This window comes from Bradyrhizobium sp. WSM3983 (genome assembly GCF_000473045.1).
GTDB lineage: Bacteria > Pseudomonadota > Alphaproteobacteria > Rhizobiales > Xanthobacteraceae > Bradyrhizobium.
Genome location: NZ_AXAY01000009.1, coordinates 56007 through 72595 on the forward strand (window position 1 = coordinate 56007; position 16589 = coordinate 72595).

At 57.5% G+C, this 16589-nt stretch carries 15 protein-coding genes; 5 read left to right on the forward strand and 10 right to left on the reverse strand.

Annotation, left to right across the window (positions count from 1 at the left end; translation table 11 throughout):
- Positions 1-29: 29 nt before the first annotated feature.
- The 7 genes from YUA_RS0116290 to YUA_RS44085 form a co-directional block, all read right to left on the reverse strand.
- On the reverse strand, positions 30-1445 hold the full coding sequence (locus YUA_RS0116290) for an aminomethyltransferase family protein (protein ID WP_027531676.1): 1416 nt from the start codon (positions 1443-1445) through the stop codon (positions 30-32).
- Positions 1446-1607: 162 nt separating this feature from the next.
- Positions 1608-2033, reverse strand: a complete 426-nt coding sequence (locus YUA_RS44080) for a dihydroneopterin aldolase (RefSeq protein ID WP_051383198.1) — start codon at positions 2031-2033, stop codon at positions 1608-1610.
- Between the two features lie 2 nt (positions 2034-2035).
- Positions 2036-2920 carry a bifunctional methylenetetrahydrofolate dehydrogenase/methenyltetrahydrofolate cyclohydrolase FolD gene (gene folD / locus YUA_RS0116300; protein WP_027531677.1) on the reverse strand — a complete coding sequence of 295 codons (885 nt, stop codon included), beginning with the start codon at positions 2918-2920 and terminating at the stop codon, positions 2036-2038.
- Positions 2921-2927: 7 nt separating this feature from the next.
- A complete protein-coding gene (gene purU / locus YUA_RS0116305; protein WP_027531678.1) occupies positions 2928-3779 on the reverse strand; it encodes a formyltetrahydrofolate deformylase in 852 nt (283 codons plus the stop codon).
- A 21-nt stretch (positions 3780-3800) separates the two neighbouring features.
- Positions 3801-4652, reverse strand: a complete 852-nt coding sequence (locus YUA_RS0116310; RefSeq protein WP_027531679.1) for a methylenetetrahydrofolate reductase — start codon at positions 4650-4652, stop codon at positions 3801-3803.
- Complete coding sequence (locus tag YUA_RS52320; RefSeq protein WP_256375369.1) at positions 4649-4777, reverse strand: hypothetical protein; 129 nt, start codon at positions 4775-4777, stop codon at positions 4649-4651. The genes YUA_RS0116310 and YUA_RS52320 overlap by 4 nt, the downstream gene beginning before the upstream one ends.
- Positions 4774-6426: an FAD-dependent monooxygenase gene (locus YUA_RS44085; protein ID WP_051383199.1), complete on the reverse strand. Its 1653-nt coding sequence runs from the start codon at positions 6424-6426 to the stop codon at positions 4774-4776. The genes YUA_RS52320 and YUA_RS44085 overlap by 4 nt, the downstream gene beginning before the upstream one ends.
- Positions 6427-7224: 798 nt before the next feature.
- Here YUA_RS44085 and YUA_RS44090 point away from each other — a divergent pair.
- The 4 genes from YUA_RS44090 (at position 7225) to YUA_RS0116340 (ending at position 10561) form a co-directional block, all read left to right on the forward strand.
- The gene (locus YUA_RS44090; RefSeq protein WP_035971086.1) at positions 7225-7527 is read left to right on the forward strand and encodes a helix-turn-helix transcriptional regulator; all 303 of its coding nucleotides are present in this window, start codon (positions 7225-7227) and stop codon (positions 7525-7527) included.
- Between the two features lie 654 nt (positions 7528-8181).
- Positions 8182-8607, forward strand: a complete 426-nt coding sequence (locus YUA_RS0116330; RefSeq protein WP_245285181.1) for a transposase — start codon at positions 8182-8184, stop codon at positions 8605-8607.
- Positions 8604-8960: an IS66 family insertion sequence element accessory protein TnpB gene (tnpB, locus tag YUA_RS0116335; protein ID WP_027531681.1), complete on the forward strand. Its 357-nt coding sequence runs from the start codon at positions 8604-8606 to the stop codon at positions 8958-8960. The genes YUA_RS0116330 and tnpB overlap by 4 nt, the downstream gene beginning before the upstream one ends.
- Before the next feature lie 122 nt (positions 8961-9082).
- Positions 9083-10561, forward strand: coding sequence for an IS66 family transposase (locus tag YUA_RS0116340; protein ID WP_051383243.1), 1479 nt, complete (start codon positions 9083-9085; stop codon positions 10559-10561).
- Positions 10562-10765: 204 nt separating this feature from the next.
- On the opposite strand, the gene YUA_RS0116345 is transcribed toward YUA_RS0116340, so the two are convergent.
- The 3 genes from YUA_RS0116345 to YUA_RS44095 all read right to left on the reverse strand — a co-directional run bounded on the left by YUA_RS0116345 (position 10766) and on the right by YUA_RS44095 (position 14824).
- Positions 10766-11743: a transporter gene (locus YUA_RS0116345; protein WP_156947140.1), complete on the reverse strand. Its 978-nt coding sequence runs from the start codon at positions 11741-11743 to the stop codon at positions 10766-10768.
- A 798-nt stretch (positions 11744-12541) separates the two neighbouring features.
- Positions 12542-13510: a fumarylacetoacetate hydrolase family protein gene (locus YUA_RS0116350; protein ID WP_027531684.1), complete on the reverse strand. Its 969-nt coding sequence runs from the start codon at positions 13508-13510 to the stop codon at positions 12542-12544.
- A gap of 396 nt (positions 13511-13906) precedes the next feature.
- Positions 13907-14824 carry a LysR family transcriptional regulator gene (locus YUA_RS44095; RefSeq protein WP_198029428.1) on the reverse strand — a complete coding sequence of 306 codons (918 nt, stop codon included), beginning with the start codon at positions 14822-14824 and terminating at the stop codon, positions 13907-13909.
- 268 nt (positions 14825-15092) lie between these two features.
- On the opposite strand from YUA_RS44095, the gene YUA_RS44100 reads away from it, so the two are divergent.
- On the forward strand, positions 15093-16379 hold the full coding sequence (locus YUA_RS44100) for an MFS transporter (RefSeq protein WP_084292631.1): 1287 nt from the start codon (positions 15093-15095) through the stop codon (positions 16377-16379).
- Positions 16380-16589: the final 210 nt, after the last annotated feature.

Genomic DNA, 16589 nt, shown 5'->3' on the forward strand with positions numbered 1-16589 from the left:
TTGGGCCGTCTTCGTGAGCTATGGGCCCCCTATGCCACGCCTTTGTCAGCTTTCGCCGCTCGCATCTCGCGTGCCGCCGCGGCGTAAGGTGCCGATGCCACCGTGCAGCGCACCTGATATTGCCTGTGGAATTCCACATGCGGCTTGCGCGATCCGCTATCCGGCTCGCCCCACGTTAAAATGACTTCTGACCCTTCAACCGCGTGGTCTGCATCCACGGACGCGAGAGACAGCATGGCGGCTTCGTTTACGCTGTATCCACTGAAGCCAGCCATTCCAACGAGCTTCCCATCCTTGGCGCAGACCTTGTCGGTTTGGGGGAAACCGTAGGACGCTGTGGGAAATTCGATGTACTTGTACGGTATTCCAGCCTCGAACATCGAGCGCTGGATCGCGGCGACGTCGTCTTTGTTCCAAACAAGCGTTACCTTGCTGCGGTGCGGCCGATCAGCCATTTTCTCCAACGCTTCTCGACCCACAAAGTCGTGATCAAATTTCATGACGCGGTTTAGGCCGATATCCCAAGGCGAGACGTAATAATCCTCGATGTTTGACGAGATAAAGCTACCGGCGAGTTGAATTTGACCGGCCCAAGATGTCTCCGGCAACCACTCTCGGAAGGCGCGCATCCTTTCGTCGGTATAGATCGCTGGAATGGGGTAGGCCCACCAGCCACCTTCACCGCCCGTGCTGAAGTAGGCAAGACGGCCGCCCGGCTTAAGACCGTGCTTCTGACCGGCGGCCAGCAGCGCGGCTCGCACCATGGGGCCGGCAGCGTATGGCCCGGACAGCTCAACGCCGAAGTGCCCCGCCATTCCATGGCGCAGCGCCATCACTTGCGCGCCTGCGATCTCGACCATTGCGGTATGGAAAAACGAAATCTTCGGCGCTTCGCCGGTGATTACGTCATAGAAGATCCTCTCGGCATTTGGACCGTCCATGCCGAACCGGAAGTTGGTACGGCCTTCGGAGTTCGCGGATGTCTGATAATCCCGCTTGACACTTACGTCATATCCTCCGGTCTCCGCGTTGAAGGCAACCCAATCCTGCAAGTGCATGCCGCTGATCAGCTCGAACCGATTGCTCCCGAGGCAGTGCACGATGCTCTCGCCGATGATCTTGCCGGCGTGATTGACGCCTACATATTGTCGCGCCCGACCTGGCGCGAAATTAGCCAAACTGTTGACGCCGAGGTGACTGAGGAGCTTCAGCGCATCAGGACCCTCGAGAAATAGCTCCGGCATGTGGTGGGACTGATCGAAGAGGATGGCGGTTTCACGCCAGGCGCGTTGTTCGTCCCGCCAATTCGAGAATTCTGCAGGTACGGGCGACGGTCCCGGCTTGTTTCTGTTGTGAGGAGCGGCCGGCGTGCTGCGGAAATGAATAACGAGGTCTGGCACCCGGTCAATCATATCCTGAAGGGAACGACTCTTGCTATCTAGCATGGTAATCTCTCTTTCTCTCGGCTGGTTGCTAAGCGCTAAGCATGTCGACAGCCATTCGGCCGCAAAGCTCGTCGCGAGAGACGAGTTGTGGCAATTGGCGAACGCAGGCATGCTGTCCGTTTCGATCGGTCCGGGCCCGTTGAAGTGCGAATTTCCTCGGCTCTAACATCCGCTAACCGCTGCTGCTCCGGCCACGAACGTGCCTAGCCCTTGGATTGGTTTCTTTTCGCAACGGATCACAACCCTTGCCGAAGCGGTGCCATTTGAGAGCGCGCTGGGCTTTGTCACTGTCACGTCGACTTCAACGACATGTTTTCGTGTCAGCAGGCTATGCGCCAATCGTCCAGCGAAAGTCTCTATCAATGCGACATGTTCGCGGCCGAGTGCGGTCGCCTCGGCGACTATCTCGTTATAGTCGATTGTTTCGCTCAATCGATCATCACCGGACGAAGAAATGGCCAGACGCACGTTGAGCAGCAAAAGCTGCGAACGTCCGATCTCGTGCGTATCGACGCCGATATCGGCGGCAACTCTGATGTCTCGAACAAAAACGTCCTTTTGAATAATAGTCGTTTGATTGCTCGACATGCTTACGCTCGACGCAAAGTTGGTTGAGCACGATGCTGCTTTAGTGCTGCGCGCACTGTGTTGGCGAGAAGACAGGCGACCGTCATGGGACCGACGCCTCCGGGAACGGGGGTAATAGCCCTGGCGTGACTGAGCTCTTGGCGAGCACAGTCGCCGACCAACCGGGGCCGGCCATCCGGACCAGATACTCTGCTGATTCCAACGTCGACCACGACAGCATTCGCTTTGATCCAGTTACCTTTCACCAATTCCGGATGGCCTGCCGCGACGACGACGATTTCGGCAGATCTGGTTATATCTGGGAGATTGCGGGTCAGCTTATGCGTTATGGTTACGGTGCATGCCCTCTCGAGGAGCAGAAGCGATATTGGCTTGCCGACAATGTTGGATTTGCCGATCACTACCGCATGCAGACCCTTGAAATTGTGCACGACACTCTCCAGCAACATCATGCACCCCAACGGGGTACAAGGGACGAGAGCGTCCGTTCCGGATGACAGGCGACCGAAATTGACTGGATGGAAGCCGTCGACGTCCTTACGCGGGTCGATGCGATCGAGGATCGTGCTCGGGTCCAATCCGTGGGGTAACGGAAGCTGAACGAGAATTCCGTGAACGGCCGGATCTGAATTCAACTGGTCGATGAGCGAAAATAGTCCGAATTGTGAAGTGGTGGACGGCAAGCGATGTTCGACGGACGTGATCCCGATCTCTCGGCAGGCCGCCAGCTTTCTGGCTACGTACACGCAGCTGGCTGGATCATCGCCTAGCAATACCACGGCGAGCGTCGGGCGCGTTCCGGTTTGCTCCACGAAATCGATGACGTCGGCCGCTACTTCATGAGTAAGCCGCTTTGCTATCTTTTTTCCGTCAATCAAGCTCGCCATATTCGAATCACTTTGAGAAAATGACGGTCTTCGAACCGTTGAGCATTGCTCTGTCTTCCAAGTGGAATTGCACCGCGCGCGCGAGGACCCTGCGTTCGATGTCCCGACCCTTGCGAACCAGATCCTCGGGAGAGTCGGCGTGGCTGATCGCCTCGACATCCTGATGAATGATCGGGCCTTCATCGAGGTCGCCAGTGACGTAGTGGGCTGTGGCTCCAATCATCTTCACGCCACGTGCATGCGCCTGGTGGTACGGTCTCGCACCCTTGAAGCCGGGCAGGAAGCTGTGGTGGATATTGATGCAGCGCCCCGCTAGGAAGCCGGCCAGATCATCGGAGAGGATCTGCATGTAGCGCGCGAGAACGACAAGCTCGGCCCCCGTTCGATCGACCAACGATTTGATCTCGGCTTCCTGGCTCGGCTTTGTATCACCGGTAATGGGCAGGTAGTAAAATGGAATATCCGAAAGCCCTAGGACGTTCATGCCCTCGCGCGGATGATTCGAGATCACGCCAACGACATCCATCTTTAACTCGCCGATCCGTTGGCGATAGAGGAGATCTCCCAAGCAATGACCGAATTTCGACACCAATATCAGAACCCGCGAGCGTTGCTCGGCTGGTCGCAGCTTCCAGTTCATCCCATGCCATTCTGCCGTTTCGCGGAAGCGCGCTTTGAACGCATCGTTGCCATTTGAGCGAAGCTCGAACCGCACGCGCATGAAGAACTTCTCTGCGTCAGGATCGTTGAATTGCGATGCCTCGACGATATTGCCGTCGGAGGTCGCGATCTGCCGAGCCACTTCGGCAACCAATCCAGGTCGATCTTTGCAGGACATTGTCAGAGTATAGGTGGTCATATCGATCGTGTTCCCATGCCGCTAGACGTGCACGCTGTTCGATGCCGAGAACGCCGCTATCCACTCGGAGAGCTTTTCGACGCCTCCAAAGGGGTACAGGTGGGCCTTCACCGCTCCGTGGAGCACGGGATCGAGCTGCCGAGCCAGGTTGTTGACCAGGAGATCGGGCGTCGCTGTGCTCAGTAGCCGCCTGATCGAGATGCCGTACTTGGCAAACACGTTCGCTGAAGACTCGACACCACAGCGCGCAGCAAAGCGGATAAGCGACTTGACACTCGCGGGACCGGGAATGCCGATGCGAACGGTGGCATTGACGCCCAGGCGCCTAATTTGCAGAAGCCAGCTAAGGACATCTTCGGAATCGAACGAAAATTGCGTAACGATTTCCGCGGTTTGGCCCGAGCGAGCGATGGCACCAAGCTTGTCCGTCATTGCGCCTGTCAGCGCTGTGGAACTAATCTGCGGGTGCCCAGTTGGATAGCCCGCGATTCCTACGTGACGAATGCCAAAATCGGCAAGAAGGCCTGTATTGATGATGGCGAGCGCGTCCCCGTAGGGCCCAAGCGGCCGCGGTGGATCGCCGGCAATCACGAATACTCGCTCTACGGCGGCCTCGTCCTTCAGATCGGAAAGAAATCTGAAAAGTTCGCGGTGAGAAGTGATTCTGCGCGCAGAAATATGTGGGATTGGTACGTACCCCAGTCGGCGAACAGCTCCCGCGGTTCGAGCGAGATTGTCGACTTCATCACCCGGCAGAAATGTGATCGATACAGGTGTGCCCGACGCGATGGCCTTTCTCGCTGCCTGCAAACGGTGGACATCACCGGATGTAATCTCAAGTGAATAACCATTTAAGAATGGCATTGAACTCACGCGTGGAATCCCTTTTGCGAGAACAGCTTCGTGGCGACGAGTGAAGACGTCAGGTTGCTGCTGGCTGAATGTTCGATGCGCGCGTGACAATGATCGTAGCGAGCAGCGGCGAATGCGCTCATCATGGTGCAGCCATCTTGAGCCGCGGTCGCTCAATCGATTGACCGCAAACGGCCTGAAGGAGGTGGTGTGGATCTGCGCCGGAGCCTCTCCAGGCGACGAATTGATCGGGACGAATGAGAGCAAGTGGAGCTTCGTACAACGCCTCGATCGATGCCTCGTGCATGTCGACTCGTTGCAAGGGGATGAGCCCTGCGGCAGCCACTTGTTCAATGTCCGACGCTTCGCGTACTGCACTCTGGTTCAAAACGAGCAAAGTAAACCCGGACCCAAAATGATCGTAAAGCGACGAGCCGTCATCTAGCCACGCGTGCGGCGCAAGGCATCCGGGGTGTGCAGATGGTCGGTAGTTCGAGTGATGTTCCGTCGGTGGCTCGGTACCGTCATCGATTACGATTGGCGATTGCACATATCGCGATCCGAGTACAACGCCGAGCGTCGAGAACTCGCGCGTCTTTGTCTGGAGGATCTTCACTTCCAGTTCGGCGCGGGCGGATGCTGCTTGTGGAGTATCCTCTTCAAGTCCCTCGACCAGCAAGTCCGAGCTCAGAGTCCGATAGTTCTGAACCGCCTCGCCAATCGTACGCATATGAACCGGACGACGCTCAAGCTCGTAGGAATCGAGCAAGCCGTCTCTGCCCCACCCCTGAATGTTGGCGACGAGCTTCCAAGCAAGGTCGACGGCATCCCCTATGCCGAGATTCATGCCATACCCGCCGAAAGGCGGATGGAGATGACAGGCATCTCCGGCCAAGAAAAGGCGGCGATCACGGTAACGATCGGCGACGAGGCGGTGGGCCGCCCAGATGTCACGCTCCAGAAATTCGATCCGAACGAGTCGGCCGACCGCCGCATGCACGAGTCTGGTGACTTCAGCGTCATCAGGTTGTTCGGCGCCTGGTGGCAGGCTTATTCCGAATGCCCAGACGTTGTCCTCAAGGGGGCTCATCACGGAAGGAGCAATCGAATTGATCAGCCAGTACATGATGGCGCGTCGCTCCGGACCCTCAGTTTCGAGCTCGGGTATGCGCAGGATGAGGTTGTAGTGACGAGTCATCGCATGGTCACCCTGCATGCGAGCGCCCATGACCGTACGGACGCGACTGCGAGCGCCGTCGGCGCCAACGAGGTACCGAGCCTTGATCTCGTAGCGCGTGCCGGTGGTGACGTCCGATGCGAAGGCCGTGACGTCATTTTCGGATTGGATTGCGTCGTCGAGCAAGACGCCAGTTGAGAGTGATGCCGACGGCAACTCGGCCAGCCGCCCTCTCATGACTTTCTCTACCGTATACTGAGGGACCCACTGCGCGGCTTCCGGAAACCGCGGGTCACGCCGCTTTGCGCCTTCGAACGCATTTTCAATAACTGCAAGCGTCCGGCCGAGCAGAGTAGTCGCAAAGACGACATCTGTCGGATAGTCGAACGGTAGCGGAGATGCCTTACGCAGAGCGTCGGCTATTCCCCATCGCCGCAGATGCTGCATGGTACGGACGTTGGTGGTTTTTGCTCGAGGCTGGGCGCCTTCCCGTTTGCGTCGCTCAATCAACTGTACGCGAATGTTTCGCATGCCGAGTTCGATTGCCAAAGCCAATCCAACGGGGCCTGCGCCGACGATCAGCACATCAGTCTCTGCGCGAATGAGGTTTGCAGTCATGACTCTTCCCAAGAGGGTACCGGGGCCCCCTCGGAAAGGGGCGTTGATCTTCAAGTCTGCGTGTAGGGATAAAGGCCGAGCGACAGTTGCCGCAGTGAAGGTCGCTTCAGCGTCGTAACGAAGCGATCGGGCAGATATCCGATAGCGTTCCAGCAGCAGCGTTTATCGTGGCAGGAGATACGATCGCTCGCTTGGAAAGAGCGAAATAGAGTCGCTCGATGCGTGATATCAAACCCTCCTTAAGTAGCCTGCGACGAAGGTATTCATCAGCCGGTGCACCTCCCTAAGACTTATGTATTTGGAGGAGCGTTAGCGATGAGAAGTCAGCGCAGGAAGATGCTAAAAGAGTCTCTGCGTTCACATTAGATGATCGGTCGTGCTACCCGCATCCCTTCCATGACGAGAAGCTTTAGACAGGTCGCCTTTTGCGATACCCGATATTGATCGCCACGATGAATCTGCCATCTATCGGCAACTGAGAGAAGATTGCAGTCTGCGCGCGAAATTGGATGGTCCAGTGGGCGAGTCTAGATAGCTCGGTGGCTCTTTATTGTTGGCCGCCATTGCATCGATCGCTTACTAGACGACCGATTCCATGAAACCGATCATATGCAAAATGCCAGTTTTGCCGAATTTTCCGGCTGTTCTCGGAGGTCGCATATGATTCGAACTTTGGAAGCGCTCGACTAGGACGTCTGCGTGGAAGTATGTGAGATTCGATGATCTGAGCGAAGCTTTGCTCGACTATCAAGGCGATCCATGAATAGCGAAGCTCGTGAGCGTCCAGGTCGAGGGGCGATGGTTCTCTACCGCCAATCAAAGCTGGTGATCGCGCGGCAGGTTAAGGCCGCTAGATCCCTCCTTGGATGGCAGCAGTCCCGTCTTGCGGAGGCCTCGCAAGTTGCAATTTCCACGATCCGAAGAATCGAAGTGCTGAATGGTGCGATCTCGGCCAGGAAAAGGACCGTAAGCAAGCTGGCAAAAGCGCTCGAGGACGCGGGGATCGAATTCATTGGAGCCCCCGGCCCCGGTGTGAAGTTGTGTGCCGAACCTCACGAGGTGCATTCCATCGAATCGCGTGGAGTGCAGCGCATTGCGTGACCTCGGTTGAGAAGCAGACGGAGTACATATCTTGACCCTATTCGGGGTGGGGTGTTTCGCTCGAAAAAAACCAGTAGTGATCGTGGTTACGGAGTAGAGTGTTGCTTACGCGTACCCACGCATTTCGAAATTGGGTGCCTGTCCCGTTTTCTTGCCCTAGAATCCGATAGCGCTCGTGTACTCGAACGGCTCCGGAAATATCATCCAACGCAATGGACAAAGAGTTGACGGCAGCAAACCACGGCGCTGACAAGCTGTGTCTATAGATTGTGTACTCGGCAGGAAACGTCTCGCGGAGATTCACGAGCGTTTCATTGTCAGCGGAGAGCCATCCCATTAGGCCAAAAGACATTCCGTAGGGCACGGGAGCGCATTCGCCTTAGCCGTGACGATGATCGTATCGTCGGTTTCGCTGGCGGTCGGTGTGTGGCGATTTCTTCAGCCCAAAAAGCGGCCGCTACTTCAGAAATCGGCGGCCGCGCTCGTGACGTTGTACTCGGTGTAGCGATCTGGATCACGATCCCAATCTTGCAGTCCTGTGTCGTAAGCGTCGTTCCGCTCCCACCTTCTCGCGGCACATAGGATAGGCGAGTTTCACGATCTCTTTGAAGGGATCGGCTTGTGTCTATGCTTGACCATACGCTTAAGTCGGACGTGACGGCGCGCCGGCTGGAAGTGATCACGGAGACGGGACGCCGTCGTTGGTTCTCCAAGGACGACAAGGCCCGGATCGTCGAGGAGACGTTGGTACCAGGCGCGGTCGTTTCCGAGATTGCCAGGCGGCACGGGCTGAGCCCACAACAAGTGTTCACCTGGCGCCGACAAGCACGCCGGCTGCCGACGCCGATGGCTGACGATCCGCCGTTTGTACCGGCGGTGGTAGACGCCATGGCACCATTCGCGGTTGCTGGCCAAGAGCGCAAGACAGCGCGACGCAAGGCCAAGCCGGATGTCCGGGCTCGCCGTTGCGATGCCGGGGGCATCGAGATCGAAGCCGAGGGCGTCACGATCCGGGTCGGCCGAGGCGCGGACGTGGCGTTGATTGCGGCCATCGTCCATGCGTTGAAGGCAAGCCGATGATCGGCCCGTCCGGAACTGTCCGGGTGATGGTGGCAACCAAGCCAGTCGACTTCCGCAAGGGAATAGAGGGGCTCGCTATGCTGGTGCGCGAGCACATGAAGGCCGATCCGTTCTCGGGTGCGGTTTATGTGTTCCGTGCCAAGCGGGCGGACCGGATCAAGCTGATCTTCTGGGATGGTACGGGCTTGTGCCTGTTCGCCAAGCGGCTCGAGGAAGGCGTCTTCCGCTGGCCGAAGATCGAGGATGGCGTGATGCGTTTGTCGGCGGCGGAATTGTCGGCACTGCTCGAAGGGCTCGATTGGCGGCGTGTCCACGCGGTACGGGAGACGGTCGTCCCGACGCAAGCCGGATAATTGTGGGCCGCGCTGCGGCGAAGTGAATCAGGGGCATCGAGCACGTCGTCAGGCGGGCGCGAATATGTTCTGATTTGCCTGTGAGCGATAACCTTCCTGATGATCCCGAAACGCTGAAGGCGATGCTGCTTGCCGAGCGGCACGAGAGCGAGCGGCTGCGCCAGATCATCAAGGAATTGCAGCGTCATCGCTTTGGCCGGAAGGCAGAGTCGCTTCCTGAGGAGCAGATGCTGCTGGGCCTCGAGGACGTCCAACAGGTTGCGGCCTGTACGGAAGCCAGCCAAGACGAGACAGCTCCTGAAGGCCGGGCGGAGCGCGCACGCAAGCGCCGCAATAATCGCGGAGCACTACCGGCGCATCTGCCGCGGATCGAGGTCGTCGTCGACCTCGACGCCAGGACCTGTCCCTGCTGCAAGGGCGACCTGCACCAGATCGGTGAAGACAAGAGCGAGCGGCTGGACATGGTGCCGGCGCAGTTCCGCGTTGTCGTCACCCGGCGTCCCAAATACGCCTGTCGCGCATGCGAGGACGGCGTCCTGCAGGCCGAGGCTCCGGCCCGGCTGATCGAGGGCGGACTGCCGACGGAGGCAACGATCGCCCAGGTTCTGGTGTCCAAATATGCCGATCATCTGCCTCTCTACCGGCAGGCCCAGATCTATGCCCGCCAGGGCATCACTCTCGATCGATCGACGCTGGCGGATTGGGTTGGGCATGCCGCCTTCCATCTGCGCCCGCTGCATGAGCGCCTTCTCACGGTGCTTCGAGCAAGGTCTAAGCTGTTCGCCGACGAGACGACGGTGCCGGTGCTCGATCCTGGTCGAGGGCGCACCAAGACCGGCCAGCTCTGGGCCTATGCCGCCGACGACAGGCCCTGGGGCGGCCTCGATCCGCCAGGGATCGCCTATGTCTATGCACCCGACCGCAAGGCCGAGCGGCTGTTCAGCCATCTTGCCGGCTTCAAGGGCGTCCTGCAGGTCGATGGCTACAACGCCTATCCTAAGCTTGCCGAACGTGGCGCGGTCGAGCTCGCATTCTGTTGGGTGCACATGCGGCGCAACTTCTACGAACTCGCCACCGCCGGCCCCGCACCGATCGCAAGCGAGGCGCTGACGCACATTGCCGCATTCTACGCGATCGAGAAGGAGATCCGCGGCCGCAGCTCGGAGGCGCGTCGCCTCGTGCGGCAGCAGAAGAGCCGACCATTGGCCGATGCCTTCGAAGTATGGCTGCGCGCCAAGCTGGCTCTCATCAGCCAGAAGATCAAGCTCGCCGAAGCCATCCGCTACGCACTCTCGCGCTGGCAAGGCTTAACGCGCTTCATCGATGACGGCCGCATCGAACTCGACGACAATACCGTCGAACGATCAATCCGTGGCATCAAGCTCAGTCGCAAGAACTCGCTGTTTGCAGGATCGGATGGTGGTGCTGAACACTGGGCTGTCGTCGCCTCCTTGGTTGAGACCTGCAAGATCAACGACGTCGATCCGCTCGCCTATCTCACCGACGTCCTGACCAGGATCGTCAACGGGCATCCAAATCGCGATATCGACCAGCTACTGCCCTGGGCCTACAGCGCTCAAGCCCTCAAAGCCGTGGCCTGAGCACGACGCTTACCCTGTGTCGATACGGCGCCACGCTTGTTCCATCGCGTCGCCGGATGCTTAGCGCCCATCGCCAGAGGGGCGCCCAGCGGGAGTCATGGGGATGCCTATTCGCGGCCGCGGAACACCGCGGCCGATATCGGACGATCGAGCTCTGTCCCGAGATAGAAAGGCGCGGCGCGTCCTGCGCTCCGCTATATCACGCTACTTGCGGATTAGCGGGACTTTAGGCGTGTCCGGCTTGTCAAACGACCACAATCGGTAACTGAGCGAAGCAAAGACTGTGGTGCCATTTGGAGCGGAACCAAGAGCCGGCGTGGCTCCAACCACGTGCGTTGAAACCTCCTTGAGGCACCATACATTGAGAGCCACTGGGCCAAAGTCATAGCCCACGCGCGCTCCAACGCCCCAAATGTCGTAAGACCGCGTGTTGATGACATTGTTGTAGAATGCACTCGACTTGTCGCTCGTTACCTGGCCGGCGTAATAGCCGACACCGCCAACGGTCCACTTGTCGATCGTTTTAGCGACCGTAAACTCGGCGTGTAAAACATCGCCGCTTTGATACTGAGTGACACTATTACGCGTGTGCAACTCATCGAAGATATTTGCCGTCAGATTCCATCCATCCTTCAAATAAGAAACGATGAACTCGGGCTGAAACGTCCACCAAGGGTAGGCGGCACCGGACAAGCCTGCGGGTCCGAACGAGTCTCCATCGGGAAAATAGATTCCGAGCCCGGTCTTGATCTTGAACCCGCTGTCACCCAGGGAGCGGCTTAATTCGATCGGAACGACATATGAGTTGAACACGCCGACATTCTGAGAGCTGAAGGGAGGGCCTACAGATGTGGAGACAAACGGCTGCACGAAGACGGCGTCGTACTTAAATCCGAGGAACTCCCAGCCTGGCACGAACAGGAGCCCGACGCCTTCATTCGCCGAGCGTATCTGAAGAGGCGTGCCTCCGACCATTGGAGCCGACGGTCCTACGCGATGTGCCGAATAGCTCAAAAACTGGTCGAACTGGTAGATGCCCGGATCCGGAAGCCCTGCAGAGCCACCGCCGAGGGTGATTCCTGGTTTCTGCGTCCATCCGGAAGACCCGACTTCAAATGCCTGCGCGGCCACGGATGAAGCAATCAAGAGCGAAGCAACAGTAATCAATTTTGCAGAAGTCACGTATCCCTCCTTAGACGAGTGCCGTTTACATTCTCTTGATCCCTTCGCTTGCGTTACGCGTTTTCAGGATCTGTCTGCAGAAGGGGGTGGATCGTTTCGAACATCAATTGGAAACGTAAATGTCTGCGAATTATCTCGACAGCTCGTAGCGAGACGATCACATGTTGTATCTTAAATACAATTTGGCGGAAGCGTTACGCCTTGTCTGCTGCCGCGGGCGCAAGCTGAAAGCGATCCACCGATGTTCTCTGACTCGTCATGTCGGTGTACGACTCGCAGTCGGTCGAATGAAGATCATCGATCGCCTGGAGAGTCGAATTGAAATGAACTCGCTAGCTTGAGAATGGAGGCACCGATGTTTGGTTCGGTGCTTCAAGAAGGAGATGCTCTCATCCAGGTCGTCGCACCAATCGACTAATCCGGCTTCGCTTATGCGATTGTCAGAGTGTTTTGGTGTCAGGCGGTGAGCGCGCGGAAGCAAGAAATTGTATCGATACAGTCAATGCGACTGACTTGAGTGAAGGAACGCCGGCGGTCGGGACGTGAACACTTGCATCGAGCAGATGATGGTGATCGCGAATGGTCGCGATCGTACTGGGGCGCCAAACGCTCCCATTATCTCTGCGTCACTGGCTCTGGCCCGGTCGGTCGCGTCGGTAACTAGACGACCGATTCCATGAAACCGATCATATGCAAAATGCCAGTTTTGCCGAATTTTCCGGCTGTTCTCGGAGGTCGCATATGATTCGAACTTTGGAAGCGCTCGACTAGGAGCTGGCCCAGCCGCTTTCACGGGTGTCAATATAAGCGAGAAATGACCGTCTGGTCGATCGCGCCGAATACCGAAGTCCCCATTGCATCGAGCGTTTCGATTCGAACTTGATCGCCAAATCGGAGAAATGATGTTTGTTCGACCCCTGCCACGGCGTCGAGTGCACGGCGTTCTGCAATGCAGGCAGATCCAACGCGCGAAGCGTCGATATTCGAAACAGTTCCGGATCCGATAATCGTCCCCGCGGCAAGATCACGCGTCAACGCGGCGTGGGCAATGAGCGCGTCGAAGCCGTAACTCATTTCGCTGCCGACCGGAGACCCGAAGCGCTGCCCATTCCATTCAATGTTGACTGGCAAATGTAAGCGTCCCGTATGCCACGCAGAGCCGAGTTCGTCGGGTGTTACCGCGATCGGAGCAAAGGACGATGGTGGTTTTGCCTGGATGAATCCAAAGCCGCCCTTCATTTCGCTGGGCCCAAATGCGCGCAGGCTCCAGTCATTGAGAAGCACCAGCAACTTGACGTGATCAAGAGCGCGATCGGGAGTGGTACCGAGCGGTACGTTGTCGACGATGACTCCAAACTCTGCTTCGAAATCGATGCCGTCATCCATCGACCGAAACGGTACAGGCTGGAATGGACCATAGAAGCGGTCGGATAGGCCCTGATACATGAGAGGGCGATCTGCGGCAGTCCGTCGTTCGTAACCCCAAGCGTCCGCCAAAATGTGGTTGTGGGCAAGGAATGCGGAAGCATCCAAGAACTGGGGTGCACGCGGTAAGGGCGCTGCGAGACTGTGGAAGTCGAAAGGCCCTCCGCGTTCCCCTCGCTCAAGCGATTGGGCTTCCGTCTCGAGCATTGGAGAAATATCGTCCCATGATTTCAGGGCCGCTTGCAAAGTCGGCGCCGCCTTTGCTTCAACTGCTCGTGTCAAGTCGCGCGAGATAAGCAGAAGCGTGCCGTCTTCGTCGGCCGCTCGGGTCGCAAGCTTCATAGTCTGTGCCTGTCAGTTACCTGGGCGATCCTCAGCATCTACAACGTCGATGGCAAATTCTCATCGAGCCACCGATTGCTTGAATCGTGGATCGTGTGTTGCCGACGGCTCGAACCGGCTACCAGTAGCGTCTCGAAAAAGGTTGTGAGGCATACTGAGCCTCAAGCCAAATTCATATCTCGTACGAGCGAAATCAATCCGGTGAATAGACTGCGTCGATCTCAGCGTTCCATCCTGTTGGATGAGGCAGCAAAGTGTCGCCAAGTTGAAAATCGGTGCCGGGGGATGCCGTATGTGCCGGCCGTCGGTTTTGCGAAAGGAGACGTTTCCGGAATTGGGTCTATCGAATCGAGGGCGAACATCACCGCGCATAATCGGCCGGAAACGGATGTGACGCTAAACGCCCGCATTCGCAAATATGCTCCGCAACCAGCGGTGACCAGAATCTTCGGAATTGCGCTTGTGCCACCATTGATAGACGTGATTTGGTTCGATCGAGAAGGGCGTCGGCACGGCATGGAGCCCACCCGATGCACAGAGAGCCGTCGCGACGATTTTGGGTACTGTGGCGATCAGTTCGGTCTCCCCGATAATCATGGGAAGCACCGTGGTGTGTGGTATCGACAAGGCGATGCGCCGATTTGCTGCGCGCTCGAGGAGAGCCGTACCGATCGGATCGGGTGACGCCCCCCTTGGCTGGACCAGTATGTGGGGTGCCGCGACGTAATCGTCAAAACTGATGCGAGCCTCGCCATCCGCCGCGAATTGTAGCCGCGGATTAGACTGGCTGAGGAGTACGACAAACTCGCTCTTGTGTATCCATTGGGAGCACAAGGAATCGGACAGCTTAATTCTTCCGATGACCAAATCCGCCGCGCCGCTCTCGAGCATTTCCTCTGAGCTCGCAAGTCCCGACTCCATGACCACGAGATCAATATGTGGAGCGGACCGACCGAGTATCGAGAGAAGGGGCGGAAGAAATGCGATTTCTCCCGTATCGGTCATCAACAGAGTAAACCGCCGTTCCGAATTCGCAGGATCAAAATCCATACCGGATGCGAGACCCGCCCGAATTGTCGCCAAGCCATCATTGACGGCCTGTGCGAGACGAATGGCTTTCGGCGTTGGCTGCATGCCTGTTTTCGTTCGAACAAAAAGCGGATCATTGAACTGCTGCCTGAGCCGGTTCAGTGCACTACTGACCGCAGGCTGCGAAAGGCAAAGCTTCTCGGCTGCCTTTGAGACGCTGAGGTCGCTGCTGATCGCTTCGAAAACGCGCAGCAAATTCAAATCGAATGTCCGCAGATTGAGCATAGCCAGATCAATATAAATAGGATGAATTATTATGGCGCCCATTATTAATTTGTCAATGTGCCGAGGCTGCTTCAAATCTGCTGGCCGCAAACGTTGAATACGCTCGCCCCAGCCGAGCGACTGATCGGGTGCGACGTAAAGTTGTTTTAGGTCGGTCGGTGCGGCGGTGCTGAGCCCGACTAAGTCGTTGGCGCCCGTTCGATTCTCCCGGCCAGACTTCCGGGAAAGTCCGCGGTCGCTCTCCGATAAAGTCTAGGAGAAGACTGCATTGGCTTACGATCGGACTTCCTTGGTCGTTGTGGCGGCGGGCGTCGCGGCTGGCTTCTTGGTTGCCAATCTCTACTACGCTCAGCCCTTAATTGCCCAGATCGCCGCAGATTTGTCAGTACCTCCGCAGTTGGCGGGGGCGTTCGTGGGAATTACACAGGTCGGTTACGGTTTGGGGCTCTTCCTGGTGGTGCCGCTCAGCGACACGCTGGAGAACAAGGGCCTTATCCTTGCCTCCTTGACGGTTGCAGTTGTTGCCATCGGAGCCATAGTGGGCTTTCGGTCGCCGGTTTCTTTTCTATGCGCCTCCCTCGCGCTAGGTCTGTCTTGCAGCGCAGCCCAGATCCTTATCCCGTTCATTTCCCACATCGTCGCGGCAGACGCGCGAAACCGCGTGGTCGGCAACGTGATGGGTGGAATCCTGGCAGGCGTCACTCTGGCGCGGCCCGTTTCGCTTCTTCTAGCCAGTGTCCTGGGCTGGCGTAGCGCGTTCATCGCTTCGGCTGCTTTCATGGCTGCGATCGGTACCACGCTCTATCTCATCATGCCGGTTCGGCATTCAAATCGAAACGAGCCCTATCTACTGCTGCTCACATCAATGAAGACCCTGTTGTCGAAATACCCGTTAGTTCGGCGCAGAGCTGTCTATCAGGCATTGCTGTTCGGCGCGTTTAGCATGTTCTGGGGCGTCGCTCCCGTCATGCTCGCGGAGCGACTTGAACTGAGCAGCTACCAGATCTCTCTGTTCGCTCTGGTGGGGATTGGCGGGGTCTTTGCCGCGCCACTCACGGCCAGGTTCGCTGATGCAAAGTCAGTGTATGCCGGAACTTTGGCAGGCTGTTTTGCGATGGCAATCGCCTTTTTCCTCTCTATCGCAGCAGTTCAATTACGATCCGTAGCCGTCCTTCTAATCTCGGCGATCGTCATCGACGCGGCAGTGCACGTAAATCAGACCTTCGGTCGGTTGATCACGCTAACCGTCGACTCTTCCGTCCGCGGTCGCGTCAATAGCATCTACATGACAATACTGTTCACTGGAGGAGCCGTAGGATCGTTTGTCGGGCCAGCCGTCTACAAGGCCATGGGGTGGGACTCCGTGGCCATGTTAGGGGCAGGAACTGCGACGATCGTATTGTTGGCCACGGGACTGGACATTTGCCGCGAAAAACGTCGCAGGCTTGCTGATGAGGACCTCGCGCCGTCATTCAAGGCAATGCCTAGCCGTATCTCCCCGCCTTTTTCAGAGGCGTCACTCGATGTTGCTTCGGTAGGCGCCGACACCGGATAACCTTCGTCGAGAAATCATTCGGCATAGGCGTCTTTGGGACTGCTCTCCCAGGGAGGAGTATCGATCGAATCAATAATGGTCGGTAGCGATATCAATTTGGCGTCGATGTCGATTTCGTGCAGCATTCCGAAACCGCTTCAGACAATCCGACGAAGATCGGTCCTTGCCTCGCTTCCGCTTGATGAGAAGCCGGGCTTAACAGCGCCAGGG

Excerpts from the sequence above, each read along its gene's own strand:
- YUA_RS52320 (WP_256375369.1), bottom strand. The coding sequence starts at position 4,777 with ATGATGAGCGCATTCGCCGCTGCTCGCTACGATCATTGTCACGCGCGC.
- folD (WP_027531677.1), bottom strand. The coding sequence starts at position 2,920 with ATGGCGAGCTTGATTGACGGAAAAAAGATAGCAAAGCGGCTTACTCAT.
- YUA_RS0116340 (WP_051383243.1), top strand. The coding sequence starts at position 9,083 with ATGCTGCTTGCCGAGCGGCACGAGAGCGAGCGGCTGCGCCAGATCATC.
- YUA_RS0116350 (WP_027531684.1), bottom strand. The coding sequence starts at position 13,510 with ATGAAGCTTGCGACCCGAGCGGCCGACGAAGACGGCACGCTTCTGCTT.
- YUA_RS44090 (WP_035971086.1), top strand. The coding sequence starts at position 7,225 with ATGGTTCTCTACCGCCAATCAAAGCTGGTGATCGCGCGGCAGGTTAAG.
- purU (WP_027531678.1), bottom strand. The coding sequence starts at position 3,779 with ATGACCACCTATACTCTGACAATGTCCTGCAAAGATCGACCTGGATTG.
- YUA_RS44080 (WP_051383198.1), bottom strand. The coding sequence starts at position 2,033 with ATGTCGAGCAATCAAACGACTATTATTCAAAAGGACGTTTTTGTTCGA.
- tnpB (WP_027531681.1), top strand. The coding sequence starts at position 8,604 with ATGATCGGCCCGTCCGGAACTGTCCGGGTGATGGTGGCAACCAAGCCA.
- YUA_RS44085 (WP_051383199.1), bottom strand. The coding sequence starts at position 6,426 with ATGACTGCAAACCTCATTCGCGCAGAGACTGATGTGCTGATCGTCGGC.
- YUA_RS44095 (WP_198029428.1), bottom strand. The coding sequence starts at position 14,824 with ATGCTCAATCTGCGGACATTCGATTTGAATTTGCTGCGCGTTTTCGAA.
- YUA_RS0116290 (WP_027531676.1), bottom strand. The coding sequence starts at position 1,445 with ATGCTAGATAGCAAGAGTCGTTCCCTTCAGGATATGATTGACCGGGTG.